Annotated in this window: 18 protein-coding genes; 11 read left to right on the top strand and 7 right to left on the bottom strand. The window is 62.8% G+C overall.

Annotated elements, in window-relative coordinates:
• Positions 1 to 245 precede the first annotated feature (245 nt).
• From NMG46_RS06815 to NMG46_RS06800, 4 genes are all read left to right on the top strand, one after another.
• Entirely contained in the window at positions 246 to 2,372 is a 2,127-nt protein-coding gene (locus NMG46_RS06815) for a 5'-nucleotidase C-terminal domain-containing protein (protein WP_254816930.1), read from the top strand.
• A gap of 150 nt (positions 2,373 to 2,522) precedes the next feature.
• The gene (gene hemH / locus NMG46_RS06810; RefSeq protein WP_254816929.1) at positions 2,523 to 3,587 is read left to right on the top strand and encodes a ferrochelatase; all 1,065 of its coding nucleotides are present in this window, start codon (positions 2,523 to 2,525) and stop codon (positions 3,585 to 3,587) included.
• Between the two features lie 131 nt (positions 3,588 to 3,718).
• Positions 3,719 to 4,666, top strand: a complete 948-nt coding sequence (locus NMG46_RS06805) for an SPFH domain-containing protein (RefSeq protein ID WP_254816928.1) — start codon at positions 3,719 to 3,721, stop codon at positions 4,664 to 4,666.
• Between the two features lie 4 nt (positions 4,667 to 4,670).
• Positions 4,671 to 5,135: an NfeD family protein gene (locus tag NMG46_RS06800; protein WP_254816927.1), complete on the top strand. Its 465-nt coding sequence runs from the start codon at positions 4,671 to 4,673 to the stop codon at positions 5,133 to 5,135.
• A gap of 13 nt (positions 5,136 to 5,148) precedes the next feature.
• Here the strand turns inward: NMG46_RS06800 and NMG46_RS06795 are convergent, their stop codons facing one another.
• Positions 5,149 to 6,150, bottom strand: coding sequence for an SIS domain-containing protein (locus NMG46_RS06795; protein ID WP_254817072.1), 1,002 nt, complete (start codon positions 6,148 to 6,150; stop codon positions 5,149 to 5,151).
• Positions 6,151 to 6,300: 150 nt separating this feature from the next.
• Here NMG46_RS06795 and NMG46_RS06790 point away from each other — a divergent pair, with 150 nt between their 5' ends.
• Positions 6,301 to 8,058: an outer membrane beta-barrel protein gene (locus NMG46_RS06790; protein WP_254816926.1), complete on the top strand. Its 1,758-nt coding sequence runs from the start codon at positions 6,301 to 6,303 to the stop codon at positions 8,056 to 8,058.
• A gap of 132 nt (positions 8,059 to 8,190) precedes the next feature.
• On the opposite strand, the gene galU is transcribed toward NMG46_RS06790, so the two are convergent.
• Positions 8,191 to 9,099: a UTP--glucose-1-phosphate uridylyltransferase GalU gene (gene galU / locus NMG46_RS06785; RefSeq protein WP_254816925.1), complete on the bottom strand. Its 909-nt coding sequence runs from the start codon at positions 9,097 to 9,099 to the stop codon at positions 8,191 to 8,193.
• A gap of 207 nt (positions 9,100 to 9,306) precedes the next feature.
• Between galU and NMG46_RS06780 the strand changes: the two genes are divergently transcribed.
• The gene (locus tag NMG46_RS06780; protein ID WP_254816924.1) at positions 9,307 to 10,533 is read left to right on the top strand and encodes a lytic murein transglycosylase; all 1,227 of its coding nucleotides are present in this window, start codon (positions 9,307 to 9,309) and stop codon (positions 10,531 to 10,533) included.
• Between the two features lie 26 nt (positions 10,534 to 10,559).
• Positions 10,560 to 11,807 carry a DUF459 domain-containing protein gene (locus NMG46_RS06775; protein ID WP_254816923.1) on the top strand — a complete coding sequence of 416 codons (1,248 nt, stop codon included), beginning with the start codon at positions 10,560 to 10,562 and terminating at the stop codon, positions 11,805 to 11,807.
• Positions 11,808 to 11,843: 36 nt separating this feature from the next.
• On the opposite strand, the gene NMG46_RS06770 is transcribed toward NMG46_RS06775, so the two are convergent.
• Both NMG46_RS06770 and gltB read right to left on the bottom strand, forming a co-directional pair.
• Positions 11,844 to 13,298: a glutamate synthase subunit beta gene (locus tag NMG46_RS06770; protein WP_254816922.1), complete on the bottom strand. Its 1,455-nt coding sequence runs from the start codon at positions 13,296 to 13,298 to the stop codon at positions 11,844 to 11,846.
• A gap of 143 nt (positions 13,299 to 13,441) precedes the next feature.
• A complete protein-coding gene (gene gltB / locus NMG46_RS06765) occupies positions 13,442 to 18,172 on the bottom strand; it encodes a glutamate synthase large subunit (RefSeq protein ID WP_254816921.1) in 4,731 nt (1,576 codons plus the stop codon).
• A gap of 477 nt (positions 18,173 to 18,649) precedes the next feature.
• On the opposite strand from gltB, the gene NMG46_RS06760 reads away from it, so the two are divergent.
• Positions 18,650 to 19,702: a low specificity L-threonine aldolase gene (locus NMG46_RS06760; RefSeq protein ID WP_254816920.1), complete on the top strand. Its 1,053-nt coding sequence runs from the start codon at positions 18,650 to 18,652 to the stop codon at positions 19,700 to 19,702.
• Positions 19,703 to 19,792: 90 nt separating this feature from the next.
• Here the strand turns inward: NMG46_RS06760 and NMG46_RS06755 are convergent, their stop codons facing one another.
• Positions 19,793 to 20,257, bottom strand: a complete 465-nt coding sequence (locus NMG46_RS06755) for an Hsp20 family protein (RefSeq protein WP_254816919.1) — start codon at positions 20,255 to 20,257, stop codon at positions 19,793 to 19,795.
• 471 nt (positions 20,258 to 20,728) lie between these two features.
• Between NMG46_RS06755 and NMG46_RS06750 the strand changes: the two genes are divergently transcribed.
• Positions 20,729 to 21,703, top strand: a complete 975-nt coding sequence (locus NMG46_RS06750; protein WP_254816918.1) for an alpha/beta fold hydrolase — start codon at positions 20,729 to 20,731, stop codon at positions 21,701 to 21,703.
• Positions 21,704 to 21,842: 139 nt separating this feature from the next.
• Positions 21,843 to 22,301 (top strand): hypothetical protein, encoded by a 459-nt coding sequence (locus NMG46_RS06745; protein ID WP_254816917.1) that lies wholly within the window; start codon positions 21,843 to 21,845, stop codon positions 22,299 to 22,301.
• 149 nt (positions 22,302 to 22,450) lie between these two features.
• Here NMG46_RS06745 and hisN read toward each other — a convergent pair whose 3' ends face one another.
• Together hisN and NMG46_RS06735 are read right to left on the bottom strand one after the other, a co-directional pair.
• Positions 22,451 to 23,224: a histidinol-phosphatase gene (hisN, locus tag NMG46_RS06740; protein ID WP_254816916.1), complete on the bottom strand. Its 774-nt coding sequence runs from the start codon at positions 23,222 to 23,224 to the stop codon at positions 22,451 to 22,453.
• A gap of 343 nt (positions 23,225 to 23,567) precedes the next feature.
• Positions 23,568 to 24,509, bottom strand: coding sequence for an N-formylglutamate amidohydrolase (locus NMG46_RS06735; protein WP_254816915.1), 942 nt, complete (start codon positions 24,507 to 24,509; stop codon positions 23,568 to 23,570).
• A gap of 135 nt (positions 24,510 to 24,644) precedes the next feature.
• Here NMG46_RS06735 and cpdR point away from each other — a divergent pair, with 135 nt between their 5' ends.
• Positions 24,645 to 25,007, top strand: coding sequence for a cell cycle two-component system response regulator CpdR (cpdR, locus tag NMG46_RS06730; protein ID WP_006199474.1), 363 nt, complete (start codon positions 24,645 to 24,647; stop codon positions 25,005 to 25,007).
• The last annotated feature ends 58 nt before the right edge of the window (positions 25,008 to 25,065 follow it).

The raw sequence follows: 25,065 nt of genomic DNA, 5'->3' as shown, positions 1-25,065 counted from the left end.
CCGTTTTCTTGCGCCGGCAAAGCTGATGCCGATTTCCGCTTGCATCGACTGAAACGCGATGTGAACATGGCCCGAGAGGGCTGTTACATCCAAGTCAAACAAGAGCGTTAAACGCGTCTGCGCATGACCCCGAAAATCGGAGTCGATTTTCGGAAAGGATCATGCGCAAAATAAAAATGGTACAGCGTCCTTTGCGCGTCCCAAATGACGCGCGGCGCTGTACTCGAGTCATCCGGGAGACGAGAATGAAGAAGATCGCTGCCATCGCCGCGCTGTCGGCATCGGCACTTGGCCTGTCGGCAGGGGTATCCTTTGCCGACTACACGCTGAACATCCTGCACATCAACGACTGGCACAGCCGCATCGAGAGCAACAACAAGTACGAATCGACCTGCTCGGCCGAGGAAGAGACCAAGGGTGAATGCGTCGGCGGCGCCGCCCGCCTCGTCACAGCGATCGCGCAGGAGCGCAAGAAGCTGGAAGGCCAGAACGTGCTGCTGCTCAGCGCTGGCGACAATTTCCAGGGCTCGCTCTTCTACACGACCTACAAGGGCAAGACAGAAGGCGAATTCCTCAACCAGATGAAGTTCGATGCCGAGGCTCTCGGCAATCATGAGTTCGACGATGGCGAGTCGGCGCTGGCGCCGTTTCTCGACATGATCCAGTTTCCGGTGCTCGGCGCCAACGTGAAGGCCAATGCGCAATCCAAGCTCGGCGACCGCGTCAAGCCATCGATCGTGGTCGAGGTCGGCGGCCAGAAGATCGGCATCGTCGGCGCGGTCACCAACGACACGCCGGAGCTTGCCTCGCCTGGCCCGAACATCGCCATCGAAGACGACGTCAAGTCGATCACCGCCGAGGTCGAGAAACTGAAGGGAGAGGGCGTCAACAAAATCATCGCGGTCACCCATATCGGCTACAAGCGCGAGCGCGACGTGATCGCCAAGATCCCGGGCGTCGACGTGGTGGTCGGCGGCCACAGCCATTCGCTGCTCTCCAACACCGACCCCAAGGCGGAAGGCCCTTATCCGACGATGGTCGACAATCCGGACGGCTACAAAGTGCCGGTCGTTCAGGCGGCGTCCTATTCGAAATATCTCGGCGAGTTCAAGGTCGTGTTCGACGACAACGGCGTCGTAAAAGAGGCCAGCGGCGATCCCATCCATCTCGACAAATCGATCACGCCCGACCCCGCCGTGCTTGCCCGCATCAAGGAACTCGGCGCGCCGATCGAGGCTTTGAAGAACAAGGAAGTCGCCGAGACCACCAAGGCGATCGACGGCAGTCGGGAAAACTGCCGCGCCCGCGAATGCGAGATGGGCAATCTGGTCTCCGACGCCGTCCTCGACCGGGTCAAGGGCCAGGGTGTCGAGATTGTCATCTCGAATGGCGGCGGCTTGCGCGCCTCGATCGACCAGGGCACCGTCACCATGGGTGAGATTCTCACCGTTCTGCCGTTTCAGAACACGCTGGCGACCTTCCAGATCTCCGGCAAGGATCTGGTTGCCGGCCTCGAAAGCGGCCTCAGCCAGGTCGAGGACGGCGCCGGGCGCTTCCCACAGGTTGCCGGCCTGAAATATGCGTTCGACAAATCGGCGCCGCCTAACGGACGCGTCAAATCGGTCGAGGTCATGGAAGGCGGCGTCTGGACGCCGATCAAGCCGGACAAGGATTACCTGGTCGCCACCAACAACTATGTCCGCCAGGGCGGCGACGGCTACAAGGTGTTCGCCGAGAAGGCCAAGAACGCTTATGATTACGGCCCGGGGCTGGAACAAGTCGTCGCCGATTACCTCGGCGCGCACCGGCCCTATACGCCCAAGCTCGACGGCCGCATCACCGAGATCGCCGCGACCGTGGCCCCGGCCGCGGAACCGGCCAAGCCTGCCGAACCGCCAAAACCTGCTGAGGCTGCGCCGGTAAAGCCTGCTGAACCGGCAATGCCCGAAATGCCGGCCGGCTCAGGCGACATTTCCAAGACGCCGCCGGCCGTCCCGGCGGAAACCGCGCCGGCGGCACCCGCACCCGCCGAGCCGGCCCAGCCGGCGGCACCTGCGGCTCCCGTCACACCGGCTCCGGCGACCCCTGCTCCGGCCAAGCCCGCCGAGACAGCGCCTGCTCCGAGTCAGCCGGCCCCAAGTGAACCGGCGCCAACCGAGCCGGCAAAACCTGCCGAGCCCGCCAAGCCGGCTGAGCCGGCACCGGCCGAAAGCAGCCATGTAATCGTCACCGGCGATACCTATTGGGATCTCGCGGTGAAGGCCTATGGCGACGGCACCAAATGGAAAATGATCTCCGATGCCAACAAAGCCTACGAGCCACGCCGGCTGCCGGTCGGCGCGACTTTGACGATCCCGGCGGCGTCGAAGTAATCCGGCCGCAGGACCGCAAAGCACCCGCCCGGCAGACCGGGCGGGTGTTGCATTTCTGGGACAAGGTGCGGCCAGACGCGGCATTTGAAAACCGGCGCGGCATCGCTACTTTCGCCGCGGCACCGTGGTTTCGCGGTGTTGGAGAACCTCATGACGCTTGCCAACCCTGCTGAAATCAAAGCCGAGAAGACCACCGCCTCGTCGTCGGCAGGGCGCCATCCGGTCAGGACCGGCAAGGTCGGTGTCATGCTGATCAATCTCGGCACCCCCGACGGCACCGGCTTCAAGCCGATGTGGCGCTACCTCCGGGAGTTCCTGTCCGATCCACGCGTCATCGAGCTAAACAAGGCGATCTGGTATCCGATCCTCTACGGCCTGGTCCTCACCACCCGGCCGAAGAAGTCGGGCGCCAACTATGCCAGGATATGGAACCGGGAGCGCAACGAGTCGCCGCTGCGCACCTACACCCGCGGCCAGGCCGAGAAGCTCGGGCTCGCGCTCGGCGACCTCCCCAATGTCGTTGTCGACTGGGCGATGCGCTACGGCAACCCTTCGACCGCGAGCGTGGCCAAGAGACTGGTCGAGCAAGGCTGCGAGCGCATCCTGTCTTTCCCGCTCTATCCGCAATATTCGGCGACGACGACTGCGACTGCCAACGACCAGCTGTTTCGCGCGCTGATGAAGATGCGCCGCGCCCCGGCCATTCGCAGCGTGCCGCCCTATTACAACGAGCCGGCCTATATTGAGGCGCTCGCCCGTTCGATCGAAAAGCATCTGGCGAACCTCGACTTCGAACCGGAAATTGTCATCGCTTCCTATCACGGCATTCCGAAACCCTATTCCGACAAGGGCGATCCCTACCAAGCCCATTGCCTCGAGACGACGCGGCTGCTGCGCGAAAAGCTCGGCTGGGGGGAAAACAAGCTGATCACCACCTTTCAGTCGCGCTTCGGCGCCCAGGAATGGCTGCAGCCCTACACCGACAAGACGGTCGAAAGACTAGGGCGCGAAGGCGTGAAATCGATCGCCATCGTCAACCCCGGCTTTTCCGTCGACTGCATCGAGACGCTGGACGAGATCGGCAGGGAAGCGGCCGAGACCTTCCACCATGCCGGCGGTGAAAAGTTCGCACACATCCCTTGCCTCAACGACAGTACCGAGGGCATGGCGGTGATCGAGGCAATGGTGCGGCGCGAGCTGTCCGGCTGGGCCTGAACAGATCACCCGTCTATTCACCGGCAATCCATGATCACCTGATTGTAACGTTGCTGAAACACACTTAAGTGTTTGATCAAGCCGGTCGCGTGGAACTGTCCGGCATGGCCGGCCTTTGAGGGGAGAGCCAAATGGGTTTCAGTGGTTTCGATATCGCGCTTCTTGTTCTTGTCGCCCTTGTCGTGCTGGTGCTTTTCAAAGGCATCCGGACAATTCCGCAAGGCTATAATTATACCGTCGAACGCTTCGGCCGTTACACCAAGACATTGAGCCCGGGCCTCAACCTCATCATGCCCTTCGTCGATCGTATCGGCGCCAAGATGAACATGATGGAGCAGGTGCTCGACGTCCCGACGCAGGAGATCATCACGCGCGACAACGCCACTGTTGCCGTCGATGGCGTCGCCTTCTATCAGGTGCTCAACGCGGCGCAGGCCGCCTACCAGGTCGCCGGCCTGCAGAACGCTATCCTCAATTTGACGATGACCAACATCCGCACCGTCATGGGCTCGATGGACCTCGACGAGCTGTTGTCGAACCGCGACGCCATTAACGAGCGCCTGCTGCGCGTCGTCGACGAGGCGGCGCATCCCTGGGGCATCAAGATCACCCGTGTCGAGATCAAGGACATCAACCCGCCGGCCAATCTCGTCGAATCGATGGGCCGCCAGATGATGGCCGAGCGCAATAAGCGCGCCCAGATCCTCGCCGCCGAGGGCCTCAAGCAGTCGCAGATTCTGGAGGCCGAGGGGCGCAAGGAAGCCGCCTTCCGCGACGCCGAGGCGCGCGAGCGATCGGCCGAGGCTGAAGCACGCGCCACGCAGGTGGTGTCGGAGGCGATTTCCAAGGGTGACGTGCAGGCGCTCAACTACTTCGTCGCGCTGAAATACACCGAAGCGCTGACCAGGATCGGCTCCGCGACAAACAGTAAACTCGTGCTAATGCCGATAGAGGCTTCCTCACTGATCGGCACGCTTGGCGGCATTGGCGAAATCGCCAGGGAAGTTTTCAAGGGCGAAGGCACCGCCGGTCCAGCACGACAGGCCCGCCCGCCCGTGGTTCGTCCCAGCGAGACCTGAGGCCATGTTCGACCGCATTGTTTCCGAACTCGGCCCGTGGAGCTGGATGGTCCTCGGCCTCATCCTGCTGGTGATGGAGGTCATCGCGCCCGGCATTTTCATGCTGTGGATCGGCATTGCCGCGCTGTTGATCGGCGTCGTCTCGCTGCTCATCTGGGACGCCGGTTTCTGGACCTGGCAGGTCCAGGTCGTCGCCTTCCTCGTGCTGTCGCTGGTCTCGGCTTATGTCGGCAAGCGGCTGGTGGGCGGACGCCACGATGAGACCGACCAGCCCCTGCTCAACCGCCGCGGCGCACAGATGGTCGGCCGGACGGCGACCCTTGCCGAGCCGATCAAGGACGGGCGCGGGCGCATCAAGCTGGGCGACACGTTGTGGCGTGTCTCCGGCCCCGACCTCCCGGCCGGCACGCAGGTGCGCGTGACGGGTGCGGCTGATACCGATCTGGAACTGACGGTCGAGGCGGTCTAGAAAACTCGCCAGACTAGGCAGCACCGATACGCAGCAGGTCGTGCAGATGGACGAGCCCGATCGGCCGCCTGCCTTCGACCACCATCAGGCTGGTAATGGCCGAGTCGTTGATCGTCTGCAGCGCCGTCGCCACCAGCGTGTCGGGCGCGGCCATTTTTGGCTCTCTGGTCATCACCTGATCGACGCTCATGGCCAAGAGATCGCTGCCGATATGGCGCCTGATGTCGCCATCGGTGATGATGCCGATCAGCTTGCCGTCCGCCGCAGTCACTGCCACGCAGCCAAACCCCTTGCGCGACAATTCGAGGATTGCCTCGCGCATGCCGGTGCCGGACGACACCAGCGGCAGCCTGTCGCCGACATGCATGATCTCGCGGATCTGCGTCAGGTTGGCTCCGAGCTGGCCGCCGGGATGGAACGTGCGGAAATGGTCCGGGGTGAAGCCGCGTGCCTCGAGCAGCGCGATGGCCAGCGCATCGCCCATCACCATTTGCAGCAGCGTCGAGGTCGTCGGCGCAAGGCCGTGCGGGCAGGCTTCCGGTGCTCGCGGCAGCAGAAGCACCACGTCGGCCGCACGCGCCAGCGCCGATTTTTCGCCCGCGGTGACCGCGACCAGCGGGATCGAGAAGCGCCTCGAATAGGCGATGATGCCCTTGAGCTCGAGGCTTTCCCCCGACCACGACAGCGCGATGATGGCGTCGTTCCTGGCGATCATGCCGAGGTCGCCGTGATTGGCTTCGGCAGGGTGAACGAAGAAGGCCGGCGTGCCGGTCGAGGCGAGCGTTGCGGCAATCTTCGAGCCGATATGGCCGCTTTTGCCGACCCCGGTGACGATGACGCGGCCATCGATCTGCGACACCATGTCGACGGCCCGTGCGAACGGCTCGGCCAGCCCGTTTTCGAGCGCGTCGGCCAATGCCGCGACACCGGCCTGCTCTGTCGCCACGGTTCTCAGCGCCGAAGCAATCGCGGCCTGCCCGTCGTGCCGCTTCCTGTCTGGGGATTTCACGTCCATGGACGATGCGATTAGCGCTTCGGCGCGCGCCTGTCCAACGGAATTGCCGCCCCGAACACCCTGGCGGGCCATCCCTCAACGCTCCGTTAACCATCCCCATTTACGGTTTCGTAAGTATGGCGCGCGTGCGCCGCGCAAGCAGTGGTGCCGATGTCCGGGTTTCAGCCTCAAAACAAAATGGGACGAAAGGGCAAGGCGGTCTGCGCATTGCTGCTGGTAACCACTGTCTTTGCGTTGTCGCGCCCGACACCGCTTTGCGCCCAGGAAACCGAGCTGCGCGGCGAGGTTTCGGATTCGCCAATCCTGGACGACCAGCAGTACAAGATCAGGCAAACGAGCATGGCTGGAACCCAAGCCGCCCAGGCGGCTGCAATCCCCAACGACACTACGCCGCTGCCTACCTATCGTCCGGCCAGCCAGGGGGCGTTGCCTGACGACGGCACGGGCGAAGCGGCCGCAACCGGCGGCACTTTCGATCCGCCGGCGGCCAGCGGCGACCCATTTCCCGACAACCCTGCTCCGCCGCCGCGACGGCGGCCCAGCGCAACGCGCGCCGCCAACGCGGCCAACGCCGAAGCCGAGACCACGGACAGCCATACGAGCAAGAGAACCGCGACTGCAGCGACGACCAAGGACACCTATACCGCCGCCATAGACGAGCAGGATACGGCCAACCGCCGTGCGGTGACCATCGATTCCGCCGAAAGGCTCAGGCTCGACCCCGGCGCCGAGCGCACCGAAGCCATCGAAGGCCAGAGCAAAAAGAACGAGGACGACCCGTTCGCCGCCACCGGCATCAAGCTCGGCTCGTTCGTGATCCGGCCGACGCTCGAGCAAGGCCTGACGTCTTCGACAAACGCTGATTCGAGCAGCCTCGGCAAGCCGGCCCTGCTGTCGGAAACGACGCTGCGCTTCAACGCCGTCTCCGATTGGCGGGAGAATTCGGCGACGGTCGAGGGCTATGGCATCTTCCGCGAGACCCTGTCCGGCTATGACATTCACGAAGCGCAAGGCCGCGTCGACAGCACACTCAACATCGATCTCGACAATGATCTGCGCGCTATCGCCAAGCTGGGCTATGAGGCCGTGCCCGAATCGGCCTCGGCGCCGGACGCAGTCGTCGGCGCCGTTGGCCAGCCGGTGCGCCAGACAGTGAACGGCAGTCTCGCCGTCGAGAAGGATGCCGGCAAGATGCGCTTCGCGCTGACCGGCGCGGTCGAGCACGACATCTTTGGCGACGCCAAGCTTTCGTCGGGCGGATCACTGTCGCAGAAGGGCCGCGACTCGACGCTCTACACGGCCATTTTGCGCACCGGTTACGAGATGTCGCCTGCCATCACGCCGTTCACCGAAATCGAGATCGGCCGGCGCGCTTATGATTTGCGCGTCGATCCAAACGGCTTCCAGCGCTCCTCGACCAGGCTTGGCACACGGGCCGGCGTCGAGCTCGATCTCCGCGAGAAGCTAACCGGCGAGTTCTCGGTCGGCTGGCTGCGCGAAGCTATCGACGACGACGCCCTGCCGGCGATTTCGGGCGCGACGGTCAATGCCGATCTCAAATGGTCGCCGGAACGCGGCACCACGATCGGGCTCACCGCACAGACGACCGCCGAGAACACGACGAATGCGGGCGAAAGCGGCTCCATGCTCTATTCCGGCAGCCTCACCGGCGAGCGGCAGATCCGCGCCAACCTGACCGGAAATGCCGCGCTCGGCCTTGAATGGCGCGACTATACCGGCTCCGACGATCATGATTTGACGCTGAGCGCCGAGGCAGGGCTGACGTGGTGGCTGAACCGCTACACCGGGCTCACCACCCGCGCCAGGACTGAAAAACTGACCAGCAACCTGGTTGGGCGCGACTACACGGCCAATAGCATTTTCGTTGGCGTGAAGTTGCAGCGCTAAATGCATGTCGCGCAAAGGTGTGCAGCGGTTTTGCGATAACGACTTGCATAAAAACAAGAACCTAGGTGCGTCGCATGAGGCCCGTCGAACGCGGCGCGCTTTCGCCGACCAGCGCGGCAACCGGTGCTGACACTATAAGGCTAGGCCGCCGCGGCGCTCTGACGGCGCGAGTTCGTCGAGAAGTGTGCGAATGACACCGGCCATGCTTCCATTCATGTCGCTGCGCCACAGCGCGAAGGCAACGTTGGCCTCGACGAAGCCTTCGGGCGAGCCGCAGTCGAACGTGCGCCCCCGATAATGATAGCCGTAGAAGGGCTGTTGTTTCTGCAGCTTCAGCATTGCATCGGTGAGCTGTATCTCGTTGCCGGCGCCTTTTTCCTGGCCTTCGAGTATCTTAAATATCTCAGGCTGCAGGATGTAGCGCCCGTTGATGTAGAGGTTCGACGGCGCCGTGCCGGTCTTCGGCTTCTCCACCATGCCGGTGATGCGGAAACCGTGATGCGCGTCCTCGCCGCGGCCGACAATGCCGTATTTGTGCGCCTCGGCCGGATCGCATTCCTGCACGGCGACGATGTTGTTGCCGGTCTCGGCGTAAAGCTCGACCATATCCTTCATGCAGCTTTTTTCCGACTGCATGATCATGTCGGGTAACAGCAGCGCGAAGGGCTCGTCGCCGACAAGCTCGCGCGCGCACCAGACGGCGTGACCAAGGCCGAGTGGTACCTGCTGGCGGGTGAAGCTGGTCTGCCCCGGCGCCGGCTGCAGCCGCTGCAGGCGGGCGAGCTGGTCGTCCTTGCCGCGCTGCGCAAGCGTGTCGTAGAGCTCGAACTGGACATCGAAGTGATCCTCGATGACCGCCTTGTTGCGGCCGGTCACGAAGATGAAATGCTCGATCCCGGCATCGCGCGCCTCATCGACCACATACTGGATGACCGGCCTGTCGACGACCGTCAGCATTTCCTTGGGAATGGCCTTGGTAGCAGGGAGAAAGCGCGTGCCGAGACCGGCAACCGGGAACACTGCCTTGCGAACTCTCTTCATGTGCCAATTATCCATTTGCATGCCTGTTCGGCAATCCCGATTCGAGACATTTTCATGCCGAAATCGAGGATTACTGAACGGCGGGTCATAAATCTCAGCTGGTAAAGCATTGACGCATCTTTTCACCCCGCACGGCACCTATGGTAAACCAAATGCTAACCGGGTTCGGCGATGAATAGTCTTCCTGAGATGAAGAAGGAGGAAAAGATGTCCGTTCGCAACGCCGCAAGGCGCTTCACCAGCGTCCTGACGGCCGCCAGCCTCTCGCTTGCTTTGCTCATGCCCAGCGGGCCGGCTTTTGCCGATGCCGGCTTCCGCCAATGGGTCGCCAGCTTCCGTGCTACCGCCGTGGCGAGCGGCGTTTCCGGCTCCGTCTACGACCAGGCATTCAAGGGCATCAACGATGCTGACCCGGTGGTGCTGGAAAAGGCTCGTACTCAGCCCGAATTCACCGCACCCGCCTGGGATTATTTCGACAACCGCGTCCATGACCAGTCGGTCGCCGTCGGCCAGCAAATGGCAAGGAAATGGAAGCCTTGGCTGGACAGGATCGAGGCAAGATACGGCGTCGACCGCTACATCCTGCTGGCCATCTGGTCGATGGAATCGAACTACGGCGAAACCCTCAAGCGCGATGATATCATGCGCAATGTCGTGCGCTCGCTGGCGACGCTTGGTTATGCCGACCCCAAGCGAGCGAAATTTGCCCGCACCCAGCTGATCGCGGCGCTGAAGATCCTGCAGACCGGCGACATCGACGAAAGCCATCTCAGCGGCTCATGGGCCGGCGCGATGGGCCATACCCAGTTCATCCCTACCAGCTACCTGTCCTATGCGGTCGATATGGACGGCAACGGCAAGCGCGACATCTGGAATTCGATTCCCGACGCACTGGCGACAGCCGCCAATTTGCTGCGGAAGAACGGCTGGCAGGCAGGCAAGACCTGGGGTTATGAAGTCAGCCTTCCGGACGGCAAGAAGCTGCCCGGAGGCTCGAAGTCGCTGTCGCAATGGCAGGCGCTGGGCGTGACCCGTGCCAACGGTAAGCCGTTCAAGAACGGTGCCGACAAGGCGACGTTGAAGCTGCCCGGCGGCCGCGGCGGGCCGGCTTTCCTGATGATCACGAATTTCTCGGTCATCAAGCGTTACAACAATGCCGACAAATATGCGCTCGCCGTGGGCCTTCTTGCCGACGAAATCGCCGGCTATGGCGGGCTTGTGCAGGACTGGAAGCGACCGTTTACCAAGCTCTCCTTCGAGGAAAGGCAGGAGCTTCAGAAGCGACTTTCCGAGCACGGCTTTTACGACGGCAAGTTCGACGGCAAGATCGGTGACGGATCGAAAACCGCCATCATGGCCTTCCAGGCAAAGGCCGGCTTGACCCAGGACGGGTATCCGAGCAAGGAAGTGCTCAAATGGCTCAGGCAGAACTAGAGCCGGTTACGGGATGGAGAGGGTGATTGGTTTCGGCTGCGCGCATCCGGTTAATTGTTCGTCGCGTGCCGATTCTGGTTCTGGCGATCGCCGTTCTGGCAGTCTGCGCCCCCTGTGCCTTTCATACCTCGGCCATGGCGCAGGAGCCGGAAAGTCGTGGCTGGTCGCTGCGCGACCTGTTGTTTCCGCGCAGAAGCGAGCGGTTTGAGCAGCCGCCGCCCGAATTCCAGAGAGAATTCCAAAGAACAAAGCCTAGGCCCAAGCTGAGAAAGCCCCGGTCAGTTCGCCGGCCGCCGCCGGCCGAGCCAACAACCCCGGTGACCGAGAAGGCGCCGGATGCACGCGTCGTTCTGGTAGTCGGCGATTTCATGGCGTCTGGGCTGGCTGAAGGGCTCGACGCCGCCTTTGCCGAAAACACCGGCGTCAGGATCGTCGTCCGTGCCAACGGATCGTCCGGCTTCGTGCGTGACGATGTCTACAACTGGCCAGAACAGGTCAAGTCGCTGATCGCTGCCGAAAAACCGGCAGCCGTCGTCGTCATGCTCGGATCCAACGACCGGCAGCAGATGCGCGTCGGCGATGTGCGCGAGCAGCCGCGATCCGAGAACTGGACCAAGGAATACGAGCGCCGGACCGATGCGTTCGGCAAGGCCATCGCCGCAACCAAGGTGCCGTATTTGTGGGTTGGCATGCCGGCCTTCCGGGTCTCGAAAATGACTTCCGACATGCTGGCCTTCAACGATATCTTCCGCTCGTCCGCCGAAAGCCACGGCGGCGAATTCGTCGACGTCTGGGACGGGTTTGTCGACGAGAACGGCGCCTTCATCACCAGCGGACCGGACATCAACGGCCAATCGGTGCGCCTGCGCTCCGACGACGGCATCAACATGTCGAAGGCCGGCAAGCGCAAGCTCGCCTTCTATACCGAAAAGCCGCTGATGAAGATCCTGGGGCTGGCCGCGCCGGGAAGCGTGGTGACGGCTTCTGCCCCGGCCGGCGCTCCCGTCGAGGCGCCGGCACCTGCTGCCGCGCCGATAGCTGTCGATCGCACCGTGCCGATGCTGCTCAGCGATCCGGCGCTGGACGGCGGTTCGGAACTTCTCGGCGCCGCCCCGCCGGCAAAAGCTGACAAGAATTTGCCGGGCGAAAGGCTGATCGTCGAGGGCAAGGCGCCCGACGCCTCACCGGGCCGCGCTGACGATTTCTCCTGGCCGCCCAAGACACAGCCTGCGACGGCGGCCGCATCCGATACGACGACGGCGATCCGGCAGTAAAGCTGGCGCCTCTTTCTGGAGAGTTTCGGAACAGGCTCAGCGCGGCAGCACGCTCGATCCCATCAGCGCCTCGTCGATTGCACGCGCCGCCTGGCGGCCCTCGCGGATCGCCCAGACGACCAGCGACTGGCCGCGCCGCACGTCGCCCGCCGCATAGAGCTTTTCGACGCTGGTCCTGTAGTCCCGGTCATTGGCCTCGACATTCTTCGAGCGGCGGCTGTCGGTGACGATCTTCATCTGCCCGTCGAGTTCCGAGACCGGCCCGCGAGCGGCTGGCCCGGCAAAGCCGATGGCGATGAACGCGAGATCGGCGCGGATGACGAATTCCGTGCCCGCGATCGGCTTGCGCTTTTCGTCGACTTCGCAGCATTTTACCCCGGTCAGCTGGCCGTCTTCGCCGATGAATTCAAGCGTCGCCACCTGGAATTCGCGCTCGGCGCCTTCGGCCTGCGAGGATGACGTGCGCATCTTGGTCGCCCAGTAGGGCCAGACCGACAGCTTGTCCTCCTTTTCCGGCGGCTGCGGCCGGATGTCGAGCTGGGTGACGCGCACCGCGCCCTGGCGGAAGGCGGTACCGACGCAGTCGGAGGCAGTGTCGCCGCCGCCGACGACGACGACGTGCTGGCCGCCGGCGACGATCGGGCGCGACGGCCATGCCACCGACTGGATCGGCTCGCCGCCGATCCGCTTGTTCTGCTGAACCAGATACGGCATCGCGTCGTGCACGCCGTCGAGATCGTCGCCAGGGATGTTGGCCGGACGCGGTGTTTCGGAACCGCCGCAATAGAGGACCGCGTCATATTCGGCAAGCAGTTCGGCGACCGGCTTGTCGACGCCGACATTGACGCCACAATGGAAGCTGACACCCTCGCCCTGCATCTGCTCGATGCGCCGGTCGATATAATGCTTCTCGATCTTGAAGTCGGGGATACCGTAGCGCATCAGCCCGCCCGGCCGGCTCTCGCGCTCATAGACATGAACATCATGGCCGGCGCGGCCGAGTTGCTGGGCAGCCGCCATTCCCGCCGGCCCCGAGCCGATGATCGCGACGCGCTTGCCGGTCTTCCGTTCCGGCGGATAGGGCCGGATATGGCCGGTTTCATAGGCTTTGTCGGCAATCGCCTGCTCGATCGTCTTGATGGCGACCGGAATATCCTCGAGGTTCAGCGTGCAGGCTTCCTCGCAAGGTGCGGGGCAGATGCGGCCGGTAAATTCCGGAAAATTGTTGGTGGAATGCAGGTTGCGGATCGCATTTTCCCAGTCGCCATTGTAGACGAGGTCGTTCCAGTCGGGGATCTGGTTGTGGATCGGGCAGCCGGTCGGTCCATGGCAATACGGAATGCCGCAATCCATGCAGCGCGCGGCCTGTTTCTCGACCTCCTTGTCCGACATCGGCAGCGTGAACTCGCGGAAATGCCGGATGCGGTCGGAAGCCGGCTGGTACTTGTGCACCTGCCGGTCGATCTCGAGAAACCCTGTTACCTTGCCCATAGTCCAGTCCCTGCTGTCCGGAAGGCACGCCTGGCGACGCACCCGTTAACCTCATAAGGCAGCCATGGCAACCTTCAGTCCGAGGTCAGGATTGTTGATGAAGATGGTTGCCGGGACGCACGGCCTCCTGGCAATTTCCAAATCTATTCCGCCGCCACGTTCATGCGCATCCGCTCCATCTCGATCAGCGCGCGGCGGTATTCGACCGGCATGATCTTCCGGAATTTCGGCCGGAAAGTCGCCCAATCGTCGAGGATTTCGCGACCTCGTACCGAGCCCGTGTAGTGGACGTGGTTGGAGATCAGCTGATAGAGCCGCTCCTCGTCGTGGCTGGTCATATCGCCCGATACGTCGACACGGCCCTTATGGTCGAGATCGCCGCCATGGTGGAGCAGCTTTTCCATCAGGTCGTCCTCTTCCGGAACCGGCTCCAGCTCGACCATCGCCATGTTGCAGCGTTCGGCGAAATCGCCCGCCTCGTCGAGCACATAGGCGACGCCGCCCGACATGCCGGCGGCGAAGTTGCGGCCGGTCTGGCCGATGACGACGACGATACCGCCGGTCATGTATTCGCAACCGTGGTCGCCGACGCCTTCAACGACCGCGGCGACACCCGAATTGCGCACGGCAAAACGCTCTCCGGCAACGCCGCAGAAATAGGCCTCGCCCTCGGTTGCGCCGTAGAGCACGGTATTGCCGACAATAATGGACTCGGCAGCAACGATTTTCGTGTTCTCCGGCGGGCGGATGACGATGCGGCCGCCCGACAGACCCTTGCCGACATAGTCATTGGCAGCGCCCACCAGTTCGAACGAAATCCCGCGCGCCAGAAAGGCCCCAAAGGATTGGCCGGCCGTGCCGGTGAGCTTCACCGAGATCGTGTCCTCGCGCAGGCCCTTGTGCTTGAAGCGCTTTGCCACCTCGCCCGACAGCATGGCGCCGGTCGAACGGTCGACGTTGCGGATCGGCAGTTCGATGCCGACCGGCTGCCTGGCTTCAAGCGCCGGCTTTGCCAGTTCGATCAGCTTGCGATCGAGCACGTCGTCGATCGGATGCTTCTGCCGCTCGGTCCAGTGCACCGCCTCGTGTGGCGCATCGGGCTTGTAGAACATCTTGCTGAAGTCGAGTCCGCGCGCCTTCCAGTGCTGGATCAGCTCGCGCTTTTCCAGAAGGTCGGTGTCGCCGATGATCTGGTCGAGATGGGTGTAGCCCATCTCGGCAAGCAGCGCCCGCACCTCTTCCGCCACATAGAAGAAGAAGTTGATGACGTGCTCGGGCGTGCCCTTGAAGCGCTTGCGCAGCACCGGGTCCTGCGTCGCGACGCCGACCGGGCAGGTGTTGAGATGGCACTTGCGCATCATGATGCAGCCGGCCGCGATCAGTGGCGCGGTCGAGAAGCCGAACTCGTCGGCGCCGAGCAGCGCGCCGATGATGACGTCACGCCCTGTGCGCAGGCCGCCATCGACCTGCAGCGCGACGCGCGACCTGAGGCCGTTGAGCACCAGCGTCTGGTGCGTCTCGGCAAGGCCCATCTCCCACGGGCTGCCGGCATGCTTGAGCGAGGTCAGCGGCGAAGCGCCGGTGCCGCCGTCATAGCCTGATATGGTGATGTGGTCGGCACGCGCCTTGGCGACGCCGGCCGCAACCGTGCCGACGCCGACTTCCGAGACCAGCTTGACCGATACGTCGGCCGCCGGATTGACGTTCTTCAGGTCGTAGATGAGCTGCGCCAGATCCTCGATCGAATAGATGTCATGATGCGGCGGCGGCGAGATCAGGCCGACGCCCGGCGTCGAATGCCTGACCTTGGCTATGGTTGCGTCGACCTTGTGGCCCGGCAGCTGGCCGCCCTCGCCGGGCTTTGCCCCTTGCGCGACCTTGATCTGCATCATGTCGGAATTGACCAGATATTCGGCAGTGACGCCAAAGCGCCCCGAAGCGACCTGCTTGATCGCCGAGCGTTCGGGGTTCTTGCCGCCGCCCGGTAGTGGCAGATAGCGGTCGGCCTCTTCGCCGCCCTCGCCGGTATTCGACTTGCCGCCGATGGCGTTCATGGCGCGCGCCAGCGTCGTATGCGCTTCCCTGGAGATCGAGCCGAAGGACATCGCCCCGGTCGAGAAGCGCTTGACGATATCGGCCGCCGGCATCACCTCGTCGAGTTCGACCTTCTTGCGCCCGGTCTCTTGCGCAAGCTTGATCTTGAACATGCCGCGAATGGTCTGCGCCTGCGCCGTCTCGCTGTCGATCTGGGCGGAATAGTCCTTGAACGTCTCCCACGAACCCTGGCGCACAGCGTGCTGCAAGGTCGCCACTGCGTCGGGCGACCAGATATGGGCCTCGCCGCGCATGCGGAACATGTATTCGCCGCCGACCTCGAGGCTGTTGCGCAGGACCGGGTCGTTGCCGAAGCCGTCGGTGTGACGGCTGACCGTTTCGGCGGCGATCTCGTCCAGCCCGACGCCTTCGATCAGCGTCGCCGTACCGGTGAAGTATTTGTGCACGAACTCCGACTTCAGCCCGATGGCATCGAAGATCTGCGCGCCGCAATAGGACTGATAAGTCGAGATGCCCATCTTGGACATCACCTTCAGGATGCCCTTGCCAATCGACTTGATGTAGCGGGAGACGACCTCGTAGGCATCGACCTCCGCCGGCAATTCGCCACGCTTGTGCATGTCGAGCAGCGTGTCGAAAGCGAGATAGGGATTGATCGCCTCGGCGCCGTAGCCGGCGAGACAGCAGAAATGATGCACCTCGCGCGGCTCGCCGGATTCCACGACGAGCCCAACCGAGGTGCGCAATCCCTTGCGGATCAAATGATGATGCACGGCCGCCGTTGCCAGCAGCGCCGGAATGGCGATGCGGTCCGGGCCGAGCTGACGGTCCGACAGTATGATGATGTTGTAGCCGCCGGCGACCGCCGCCTCGGCGCGCTCGCATAGCCGGTCTATAGCACCCTGCATGCCGGCCGCGCCTTCATTCGAAGCATAGGTGATGTCGATCGTCTTGGTGTCGAAACGGTCCTCGGTGTGACCGATGGAGCGGATCTTTTCGAGATCGCCATTGGTCAGGATTGGCTGGCGCACTTCGAGCCGCTTGCGGCGCGAATTGCCGACCAGGTCGAAGATGTTGGGCCGCGGCCCGATGAAGGACACCAGGCTCATCACCAGTTCCTCGCGGATCGGGTCGATCGGCGGGTTGGTGACCTGGGCGAAATTCTGCTTGAAATAGGTGTAGAGCAGCTTCGATCTGTCCGACATCGCCGAAATCGGCGTGTCGGTGCCCATCGAGCCGACTGCTTCCTGGCCGGTGGTCGCCATCGGCGACATCAGCAGCTTGGTGTCTTCCTGGGTGTAGCCGAACGCCTGCTGGCGGTCGAGCAGGCTGACGTCCCTGCGCAGGGCGCGCGGCTCGACCGGCTTCAAATCTTCGAGGATGAGCTGGGTGTTGGCGAGCCAGCTCTTGTAGGGGTGCCTGGTCGCGATCTCCGACTTGATCTCCTCGTCGGAAACGATGCGGCCCTTGTCCAGGTCGATCAGCAGCATGCGGCCGGGCTGCAGCCGCCACTTCTTGACGATCCTTTCCTCCGGCACCGGCAGCACGCCGGCTTCCGAGGCCATGATGACGCGGTCGTCATCGGTAACGATGTAGCGCGCCGGCCGCAGCCCGTTGCGGTCGAGCGTGGCACCGATCTGGCGGCCGTCGGTGAAGGCAACCGCCGCCGGCCCGTCCCACGGCTCCATCAGGGCTGCGTGATACTCATAGAAGGCTTTGCGGTCCTGACCCATCAGCTTGTTGCCGGCCCAGGCTTCCGGGATCAGCATCATCATGGCGTGGGCGAGCGAATAGCCGCCCTGCGTCAGGAATTCGAGCGCATTGTCGAAGCAGGCGGTGTCCGACTGCCCTTCGTAGGAGATCGGCCACAGTTTCGAGATGTCGTTGCCGAACAGTTCGGAATCGACCGAAGCTTGGCGCGCCGCCATCCAGTTGACGTTGCCGCGCAACGTGTTGATCTCGCCATTGTGGGCGACCATGCGGTAGGGATGCGCCAGCTTCCACGACGGGAACGTGTTGGTCGAGAAGCGTTGGTGGACCAGGATCAGCGCCGTCTCGAAGCGCGGGTCGGTGAGGTCCTTGTAGTAGGCTCCGACCTGATAGGCCAGGAACATGCCCTTGTAGACGATGGTCCGCGACGACATCGAGACGACATAGAAGCCGTTGTCGACGCCTTTGGTCTCCTCGTGGATACGGCCGGAAATGACCTTGCGCAGGATGTAGAGCCGCCGCTCGTAATCGTCGTCGTTCTCGATCTCGGCGCCGCGGCCCAGGAACACCTGCCGGTGCACCGGCTCGGAAGCGGCGATGTCGGGCGCCTTGGACAGCGACGAATTGTCGACCGGCACGTTGCGAAAGCCGAGCAGCGGCTGGCCCTCGAGTTGTGCCACCTCGGCGATGATGCCTTCGATATGCGCCTGCAGCTCCGGGTCGCGCGGCATGAACACCTGGCCGACGGCATAGTGGCCGGGCTTCGGCAGTTCGACCCCTTGCTTGGCCATCTCCTCGCGGAAGAAGCGGTCCGGCAGTTGCACCAGCACGCCGGCGCCGTCGCCCATCAGCGGATCGGCGCCGACCGCGCCGCGATGCGTCAGGTTTTCGAGCACGGCAAGGCCGTCCTCGACGATCTGGTGCGACTTCACGCCCTTCATGTTGACGATGAAGCCGACGCCGCAGGCATCATGCTCGTTGCGCGGATCGTAGAGGCCGGGCGCGGCATAGCCGGTGTTGGTTCGCCGAATATTGGTCAGAGACGGATTTTTGACGGCTGCCGCTTTCGTCTGCGCGGCCTTCGTCGCAGATGGCGTCATGTCCGTCATCGTCCTGTCCTCCGTTCCGTCCCCTTCGGGCGCTGGTTTCCGTCGGGAAGCGCGTGGCTCCCCTTTCAATCTTGCGGCACGTCTTGCGAAATTCTTGCCGACCGTGCGGCTTTCCGCATCGTTCGCATATGGTATTCGTACAGGCCAGAGCCAGGCTGTCTAGCTGTCGCTCGCGACAATGGCCGCAGAGGCGCAATCATAATGCCAATGCGGCCAGTTTTGTGCGACAAAATAAGACAGCACTACTGTCCTAAATTTTTATGACAGAAATTTTGGATGCACACAAGACCGATTCACAAAATTCTTGAAGCTTTCGCGACAGAAAATTGCGCGGAACGCGATATCAGCGTAACCTTTCGTCGCTGCATGTACGCTCATGCGTTTCGCTGGCTTTAGCGGATTTTCGGTGTCTGCCCCTTGCGGCCGGCATGCGAAAGCGGCCAAGCTCGCCCCGATTTCCCCAGCATAGGCAGACGCATGATTTTCGCTTCCGACAATTGGGCAGGCGCCCATCCCCGTATCGCTGCCGGCCTCTCGGCCCATGCCGAGGGCTTCTCCACCGCTTATGGCGACGGCGTCCTCGACAAGGCAGTTTACCAGCGCTTCAATGAGATCTTCGAATGCGAAGTCGCGGTGTTTTTCGTCGCCACCGGCACCGCTGCCAATTCGCTGTCGCTGACTACCTATAACAAGCCAGGCGGCATTTCCTTCTGCCATCGCGAATCGCACGTCATCGAGGACGAATGCGGTGCACCGGAATATTTCACCGGCGGTTCGCGGCTTTATACAGTCGAAGGCGCGCTCGGCAAAATCGATGCCGGCAATCTGGAACGGGCGGTGGACCGTTTCGCACCCGAAAACGTCCATTCCGGGCGGCCGGTTGCCGTTTCGATCACTCAGTCGACCGAGGTCGGAACCGTCTACACGCTGAACGAAATCGCCAGGATTTCGGCGATCGCAAAGCAGCATGGACTGCCGCTGCACATGGACGGGGCCCGCTTTGCCAATGCGCTCGTCGCGCTGGAAACGACGCCGGCCGAAATGACCTGGAAGCACGGTATCGACATCCTCTCCTTCGGCGGCACCAAGAATGGCTGTTGGTGCGCCGAGGCGATCGTGCTGTTCGACCTCGAGCGAGCCAAGGAATTGGCCTTTTTGCGCAAGCGCGCGGCCCAGCTGTTCTCGAAATCGCGTTTCATCGCCGCGCAATTCGATGCTTATTTCAGGGGTGGGCTATGGCTCGATACGGCACGGCACGCCAATGCGATGGCGGCACGGCTTGCCGCGGCGATAGAAGATTCCCCTTCCGCCCGGCTGGCCTGGCTGCCGCAGGCGAACGAGGTCTTCGCGGTCATGAAAAAGGCCGAGGCCGAAAGCATGCAAGCGGCAGGCGCGGCCTTCCATGACTGGCACAGGCCGCTCGGCTACGACGGCCACATCGGCGAGGACGAAGCGCTCTACCGCTTCGTCACCAGCTTCGCGACCACGCCCGACGAGGTCGACCGTTTCGGCTACCTGCTCGCCGGATAGCAAGCCTTACCCAGCAAAAAGAGCGGCGCATTGCTGCACCGCCCTTTCTTCCGGGGGAGTTGGCGTCCCCGGAGAACTTAGCTGCCTGGCTTAGGCGGCAGTCTTGGCCTCGATCTGCTTGGCCTTGGCCGGAGCCGAGGTGATCGCGATCTTGCGCGGCTTCAGCTCTTCGGGGATGTTGCGCTTGAGGTCGACGGAGAGCAGCCCGTTCTTCAGCGCAGCGCCGACGACCTCGACGTGATCGGCAAGCTGGAAGCGGCGCTCGAAGGCTCGGCTGGCGATACCGCGATAGAGCAGTTCGGAGCCTTCGCCATTGCCTTCCTCCTTGCGCTCACCCTTGACGGTCAGCACATTGCGGTGAGCTTCGATCGAAATCTCATCTTCCGAGAAGCCGGCCACAGCCATCGAGATGCGATAGGCATCCTCGCCCGTGCGCTCGATGTTGTAAGGCGGATACGTCGGGCCTTCCGGCTGCGCAAGCGAATCGAGCATGGTGAACAGCCGGTCGAAACCGACGGTCGAACGGTAGAGCGGGGAAAAATCAACGTGACGCATGATGTGTTCTCCTGTTGAGCAACAAGGTTGCGTATGGCCGGTGCGAAACCCGTAACAGCGTTTCGGATGGGCCAGCGGCCCCGACATTGGCGACCGCATGACAAATTTGGGAAGCGGACGACGGCATTTCAAGATTTTCCCGCGTCCAAACGGGACTGGTCTCGGCCGACGTCCCGATGCCGATGAACGGCAGATGAACCGTGGCTTCGGCGAGCGTTCAGCCAGGCGGCATTAAACTGTTCTCGAGATAACGAACAGGTCGCGAAAAAGGCGACACGACGAGGCCGAACCGGGTGCAACGTCCCTTCCTCCCGGGTCGACAGAGGCCGGAAGTACGCCCAAGGCTGCTTCCGGCCTTATTTCTTCGCTGCATCGGTCGACCTCCCCGGCGTCCCGAATTCCTTTGCTTTTGGTGCATGGGCGTTTATGCCTGACTTGCGCCCGTCGGCACCGACACCAACCAAACACCGTATGACCGATCTTTTCCACCAGACCCCCGTCTTCCACGAAACTCCGGGCAATCCGCTGCCGGAAAACGCAGCCGGTGGCTTCTTCACCACGCGCGACGACAAGAAGATCCGCTATGGGCTGTTTGGCGCGGTTGCCCGCCCCATGAAGGGCACCGTGGTCGTCCTGACCGGCCGCAACGAGTGCATCGAGAAGTATTTCGAGACCATTCGCAACCTTGCCGACCGGGGCTTTGGCGTGGCAACCCTCGACTGGCGCGGCCAGGGCGCTTCCGACCGGATGATCGGCGACCGACAGCGCGGCCACGTCCAGAGCTTCTTCGACTATACCGGTGATCTGGAGCAGTTCTTCGAAGAGATCGTGCTGCCCGATTGCCGAGGGCCCTACTACATACTGGCCCATTCGGCTGGCGCGGTGATTGCGCTGCTTGCCGCGCCCTCAATGGCGAACCGCGTGCGCCGCATGGTGCTGATCGCACCGTTCTTCACAGTGCCCGACCTGCCGGTTTCGGTAAAAACCGTTCGCCGCATCTGTTCGCTGTTCTGCCTTCTCGGCCTCGGCCGGCTCTATGCCGCATGGGGGCCGCGGCCGAAGGAATCGGTGCCCTTCGCCATGAACAAGCTGACCAGCGACCCGGCGCGCTATCGACGCAATACGCTGATCTACGAAACCTATCCGCAGCTGGCGCTCGGCGGACCGACGATCCGCTGGCTGAAGGCGGCCACGGAGGCGTCCTTGATCGTCAGCGACCCGGATTTCATGGCCAAGATCCAGGTGCCCTTGTTGATGATCGCCGCCGGCGCCGACCAGGTCGTCTCGACCAGGGCAGTCGAAGCCTATGCGAGACGTCTGCGCGTCGGCTCGCTAGTGATGATCGACGGCGCCCGCCATGAGATCCTCCAGGAAGCCGACCTCTATCGCGAGCAGTTGCTTGCGGCATTCGATGCCTTCATCCCCGGAACCGGCGACGCTGTTTGACCACTTCGCCAGCGCCCGCCAACAAAGCCCGTACGGGTCGCTTGTCCGGCGCAGCGTGCTCCCCTTATTCCCGTTCAGGCATCGAGCGCTAGCTTGCTGCCAAAGAGGTTGGAGGCCATTCGCCGGGAGAAAAACGACCATGAACGCATCAAACACGCTGTCACGTCAGGGGCATCGGCTACTGCAGATTGGCGTCGCGCTGCTGCTGTTTTCGTCATTCGAAGGGTTTGCAATACCGTATCTCGCCGCACCGCGGCTCGGACTGTCCGCGCACACGCTCGGCGCCCTGGAGGGCGTTCTCTTGCTGGCTCTAGGCCTCACATGGTCTAGGCTCAATCTCGGCGCGGCGACGTCGCGGATTGCATTCTGGCTGCTGATCTATTCGGCTTTGGCGATCCTGGCCGCCTACGTGATCGCCAGCGCCTGGGCGGCCGGCAACGAGACTATGCCGTTAGCGGCCGGAGCCTTCCACGGAGGCGCTTTTCAGGAAGCGGTGATCAAAGGTGTGGCGTATTCGTCCGCGCCGACCGGCCTCATCTCTTTCGTGCTCATTTTGTGGGGCCTGCGTCTCTCGGACGCTTGGCCTGCCGATAGCTAATGCATGTCGCGCAAAAGTGCGCAGCGGTCGTGCGATAACGACATACAAAAAATGCGCGCGCGCCCCGTTCAAACGCGACGCACTTTGGAACCGTACCGCGGTTTCCGTCGGATTTTGCGCAAAACCAGACGCGTGGGTGCACCGGATGCCTAGCCGCGCAGCGCCGCCATCGCCGCCGCGTGCAGTTCCGGTGTCGCCGCCGCCAGGATGTCGCCGCCGTTTTCCGCCGGCCCGCCTTCGAAGGTGGTGACAACGCCGCCTGCCTTCTCGATGATCGGGATCAGCGCGACGATGTCGTAGGGTTTCAATCCGGGATCGGCAACGATATCGACGCTGCCCGCCGCCACCATGGCGAAGGCATAGCAGTCGGTGCCGTAACGGGCGAGTTGGACCTGTTGCTCGAACAGGTCGTAGCGCAGGCGCGCGTCTCCCTTGAACAGCGCCGGCGTGGTCGTGAACAGCGTCGCCTCGGCGAGATTCGTCGTCTTGCGCGTTGCGAGTTTTCGTGGGCCACCCGGACCTTCATAGTGCGAGCCGGAGGCATTGGCGTAGAACAGCTCGCCGGTGAAGGGCTGCGACATCATGCCGGCGACGGCGTCGCCGTCGACCGTCAGCCCGACCAGTGTTCCCCATACCGGCAGGCCGGAAATGAAGGCGCGTGTTCCATCGATCGGATCGATCACCCAGACATGCCGGCTGGAGATGTTTTCGCTGCCATGCTCCTCGCCGAGGATCCCGTGATCGGGGTATTGCGCGTTGATCAGCGCCCGGATGGCCCGCTCGGCCTCGCGGTCGGCTTCGGTGACGGGGTCGAAGCTGCCGCGCTCCTTGTTGGTGACCGCGCCCTGATTGCGAAAGCGCGGCAAGGTCTCGGCTGCGGCGGCATGCGCAACGCGCCGCATGAACTCGATGCTGACGTCCAACTGATTCTCCCGCTCCAGCATGTTTGAGATGCCCGTTAGCCCACGGTTTTATGCCGAAACAAGGGCGTTTGTGCCGAAACAAGGGCGTTCGGAGCTTTTCGCTGGACGCTAACTGTTGCTCGAATGCAACGCAATCATCGTGGAAATGCAATTTCCACTTCACAGTGAATTAAAAAACCCGGAACGCGCCTTGACATTTGTGCAGCGCACAATACGTTTGTTCTCGGACAGGGTTCCTGTCCATGCCCTCCTTGGGCGTTTCCTCCCTAGACTTCGACCGTGTCGTGCAAACGATGCGGTCTTTTTTTATGCCGCATGAGCGGCGAGTGCCGCGATTTCGGCGCTATTCTGCGGCCAGAGGCAGATCCATGAAATTGTGATCGGGCATCGCCATCAGTTCGGCTGAAAACCGCGCCAGATCGTCCGCCAGGGCGTCGAAACCAGATGATCTCTGGAACGTCCGCTCATTCATGTAGAGCCCGCGATTGACCTCGATCTGCAGCGCATGCAGATGGCGCACGGGCCGGCCATAGTGCTCCGTGATGAAGCCTCCGGCATAGGGCTTGTTGTGGGCGACGCTGTAACCCATGCCGGTGAGCAGGCCGATCGCGGTTTCGGTCAACGCCGCCGCGGCCGAGATGCCGAAACGGTCGCCGACGATGAAATCCGGCCGCAATCCGCTGTCGCCGACCCTTATACTTGCCGGCATCGAGTGGCAGTCAATCAGCACGGCATAGCCGAAGCGCGCATGGGTTCTGGTCAAGAGCCGTTTCAGCGTCTCGTGATAGGGCTTGTAGACCGCTTCGATGCGCGCCACGGCTTCCGCCAGCGGCAAGCGGCCGGAATAGATGTCGAGCCCCTCGCCTACAAGCTTGGGCACGGTGCCGAGTCCGCCGGCCACCCGCGCTGAGCGGATGTTGCAGAATGACGGCACCGGTTCGGCGAACATGCGCGGGTCGAGTTCCCACGGCTCCCGGTTGACGTCGAGATAGGCACGCGGGAAGTTTGCCGCCAGCATCGGCGCCCCTAGCGCGACGGCACCGCCGAACAATTCCTCGACATAGCAGTCCTCGGAGCGACGGATCGCGTTGCGGTCCAGCTTGGCCATCGCCATGAACCGGTCCGGATAGTAGCGGCCGCTATGCGGCGAGTTGAAGAGGAAGGGAACGCGCTGTTCGGCGCCCGATCGGATTTCGAAGGGTGGAACGACCGAAAAATCCTCGGCTGCCGTTTTCAATTTGAACGAACCCGGGAATACCAATGCATCATGATAGGAAAGTGCCACCTCGCCGCCCGCATGTCCAGCCGCCGAAGCGTCAGCCAAATCAGGATTGTGCGCCCAACGTTCACTTGATGTTTACCGTCACCTCCTCATATACAGCATGGTTAACGGGCGGTTGGGTGATTCGGACGGGACAAGATGGCACGCATTCTGCTGGCGGAAGACGACGACGACATGCGCCGGTTCCTCGTCAAGGCGCTGGAGCGCGCCGGTTATCAGGTCAGCGATTTCGACAATGGCGCCAGTGCCTATGAGCGGCTGCGCGAGGAGCCTTTTTCGCTGCTTTTGACCGACATCGTCATGCCCGAGATGGATGGCATCGAGCTCGCCCGCCGCGCTACCGAGATCGATCCCGACCTCAAGGTGATGTTCATCACCGGCTTCGCCGCCGTCGCCCTGAACCCTGACTCCAAGGCGCCGAAAGACGCCAAGGTGCTATCGAAGCCGTTCCACCTGCGCGACCTCGTCAACGAAGTCGAAAAGATGCTGCAGGCCGCCTGACGCGCTTTTTGTCGCGTCTTGACCAACGCCGCAAGCCGGCCATTCTTTCCCCTTTCCC

The sequence above is a fragment of the Mesorhizobium sp. LMG 17147 genome (assembly GCF_024297145.1).
In the GTDB taxonomy this organism is placed as follows: domain Bacteria; phylum Pseudomonadota; class Alphaproteobacteria; order Rhizobiales; family Rhizobiaceae; genus Mesorhizobium.
The sequence above is the reverse complement of the archived record's forward strand: the minus strand, read 5'-3'. Positions and strand labels throughout refer to the sequence as shown.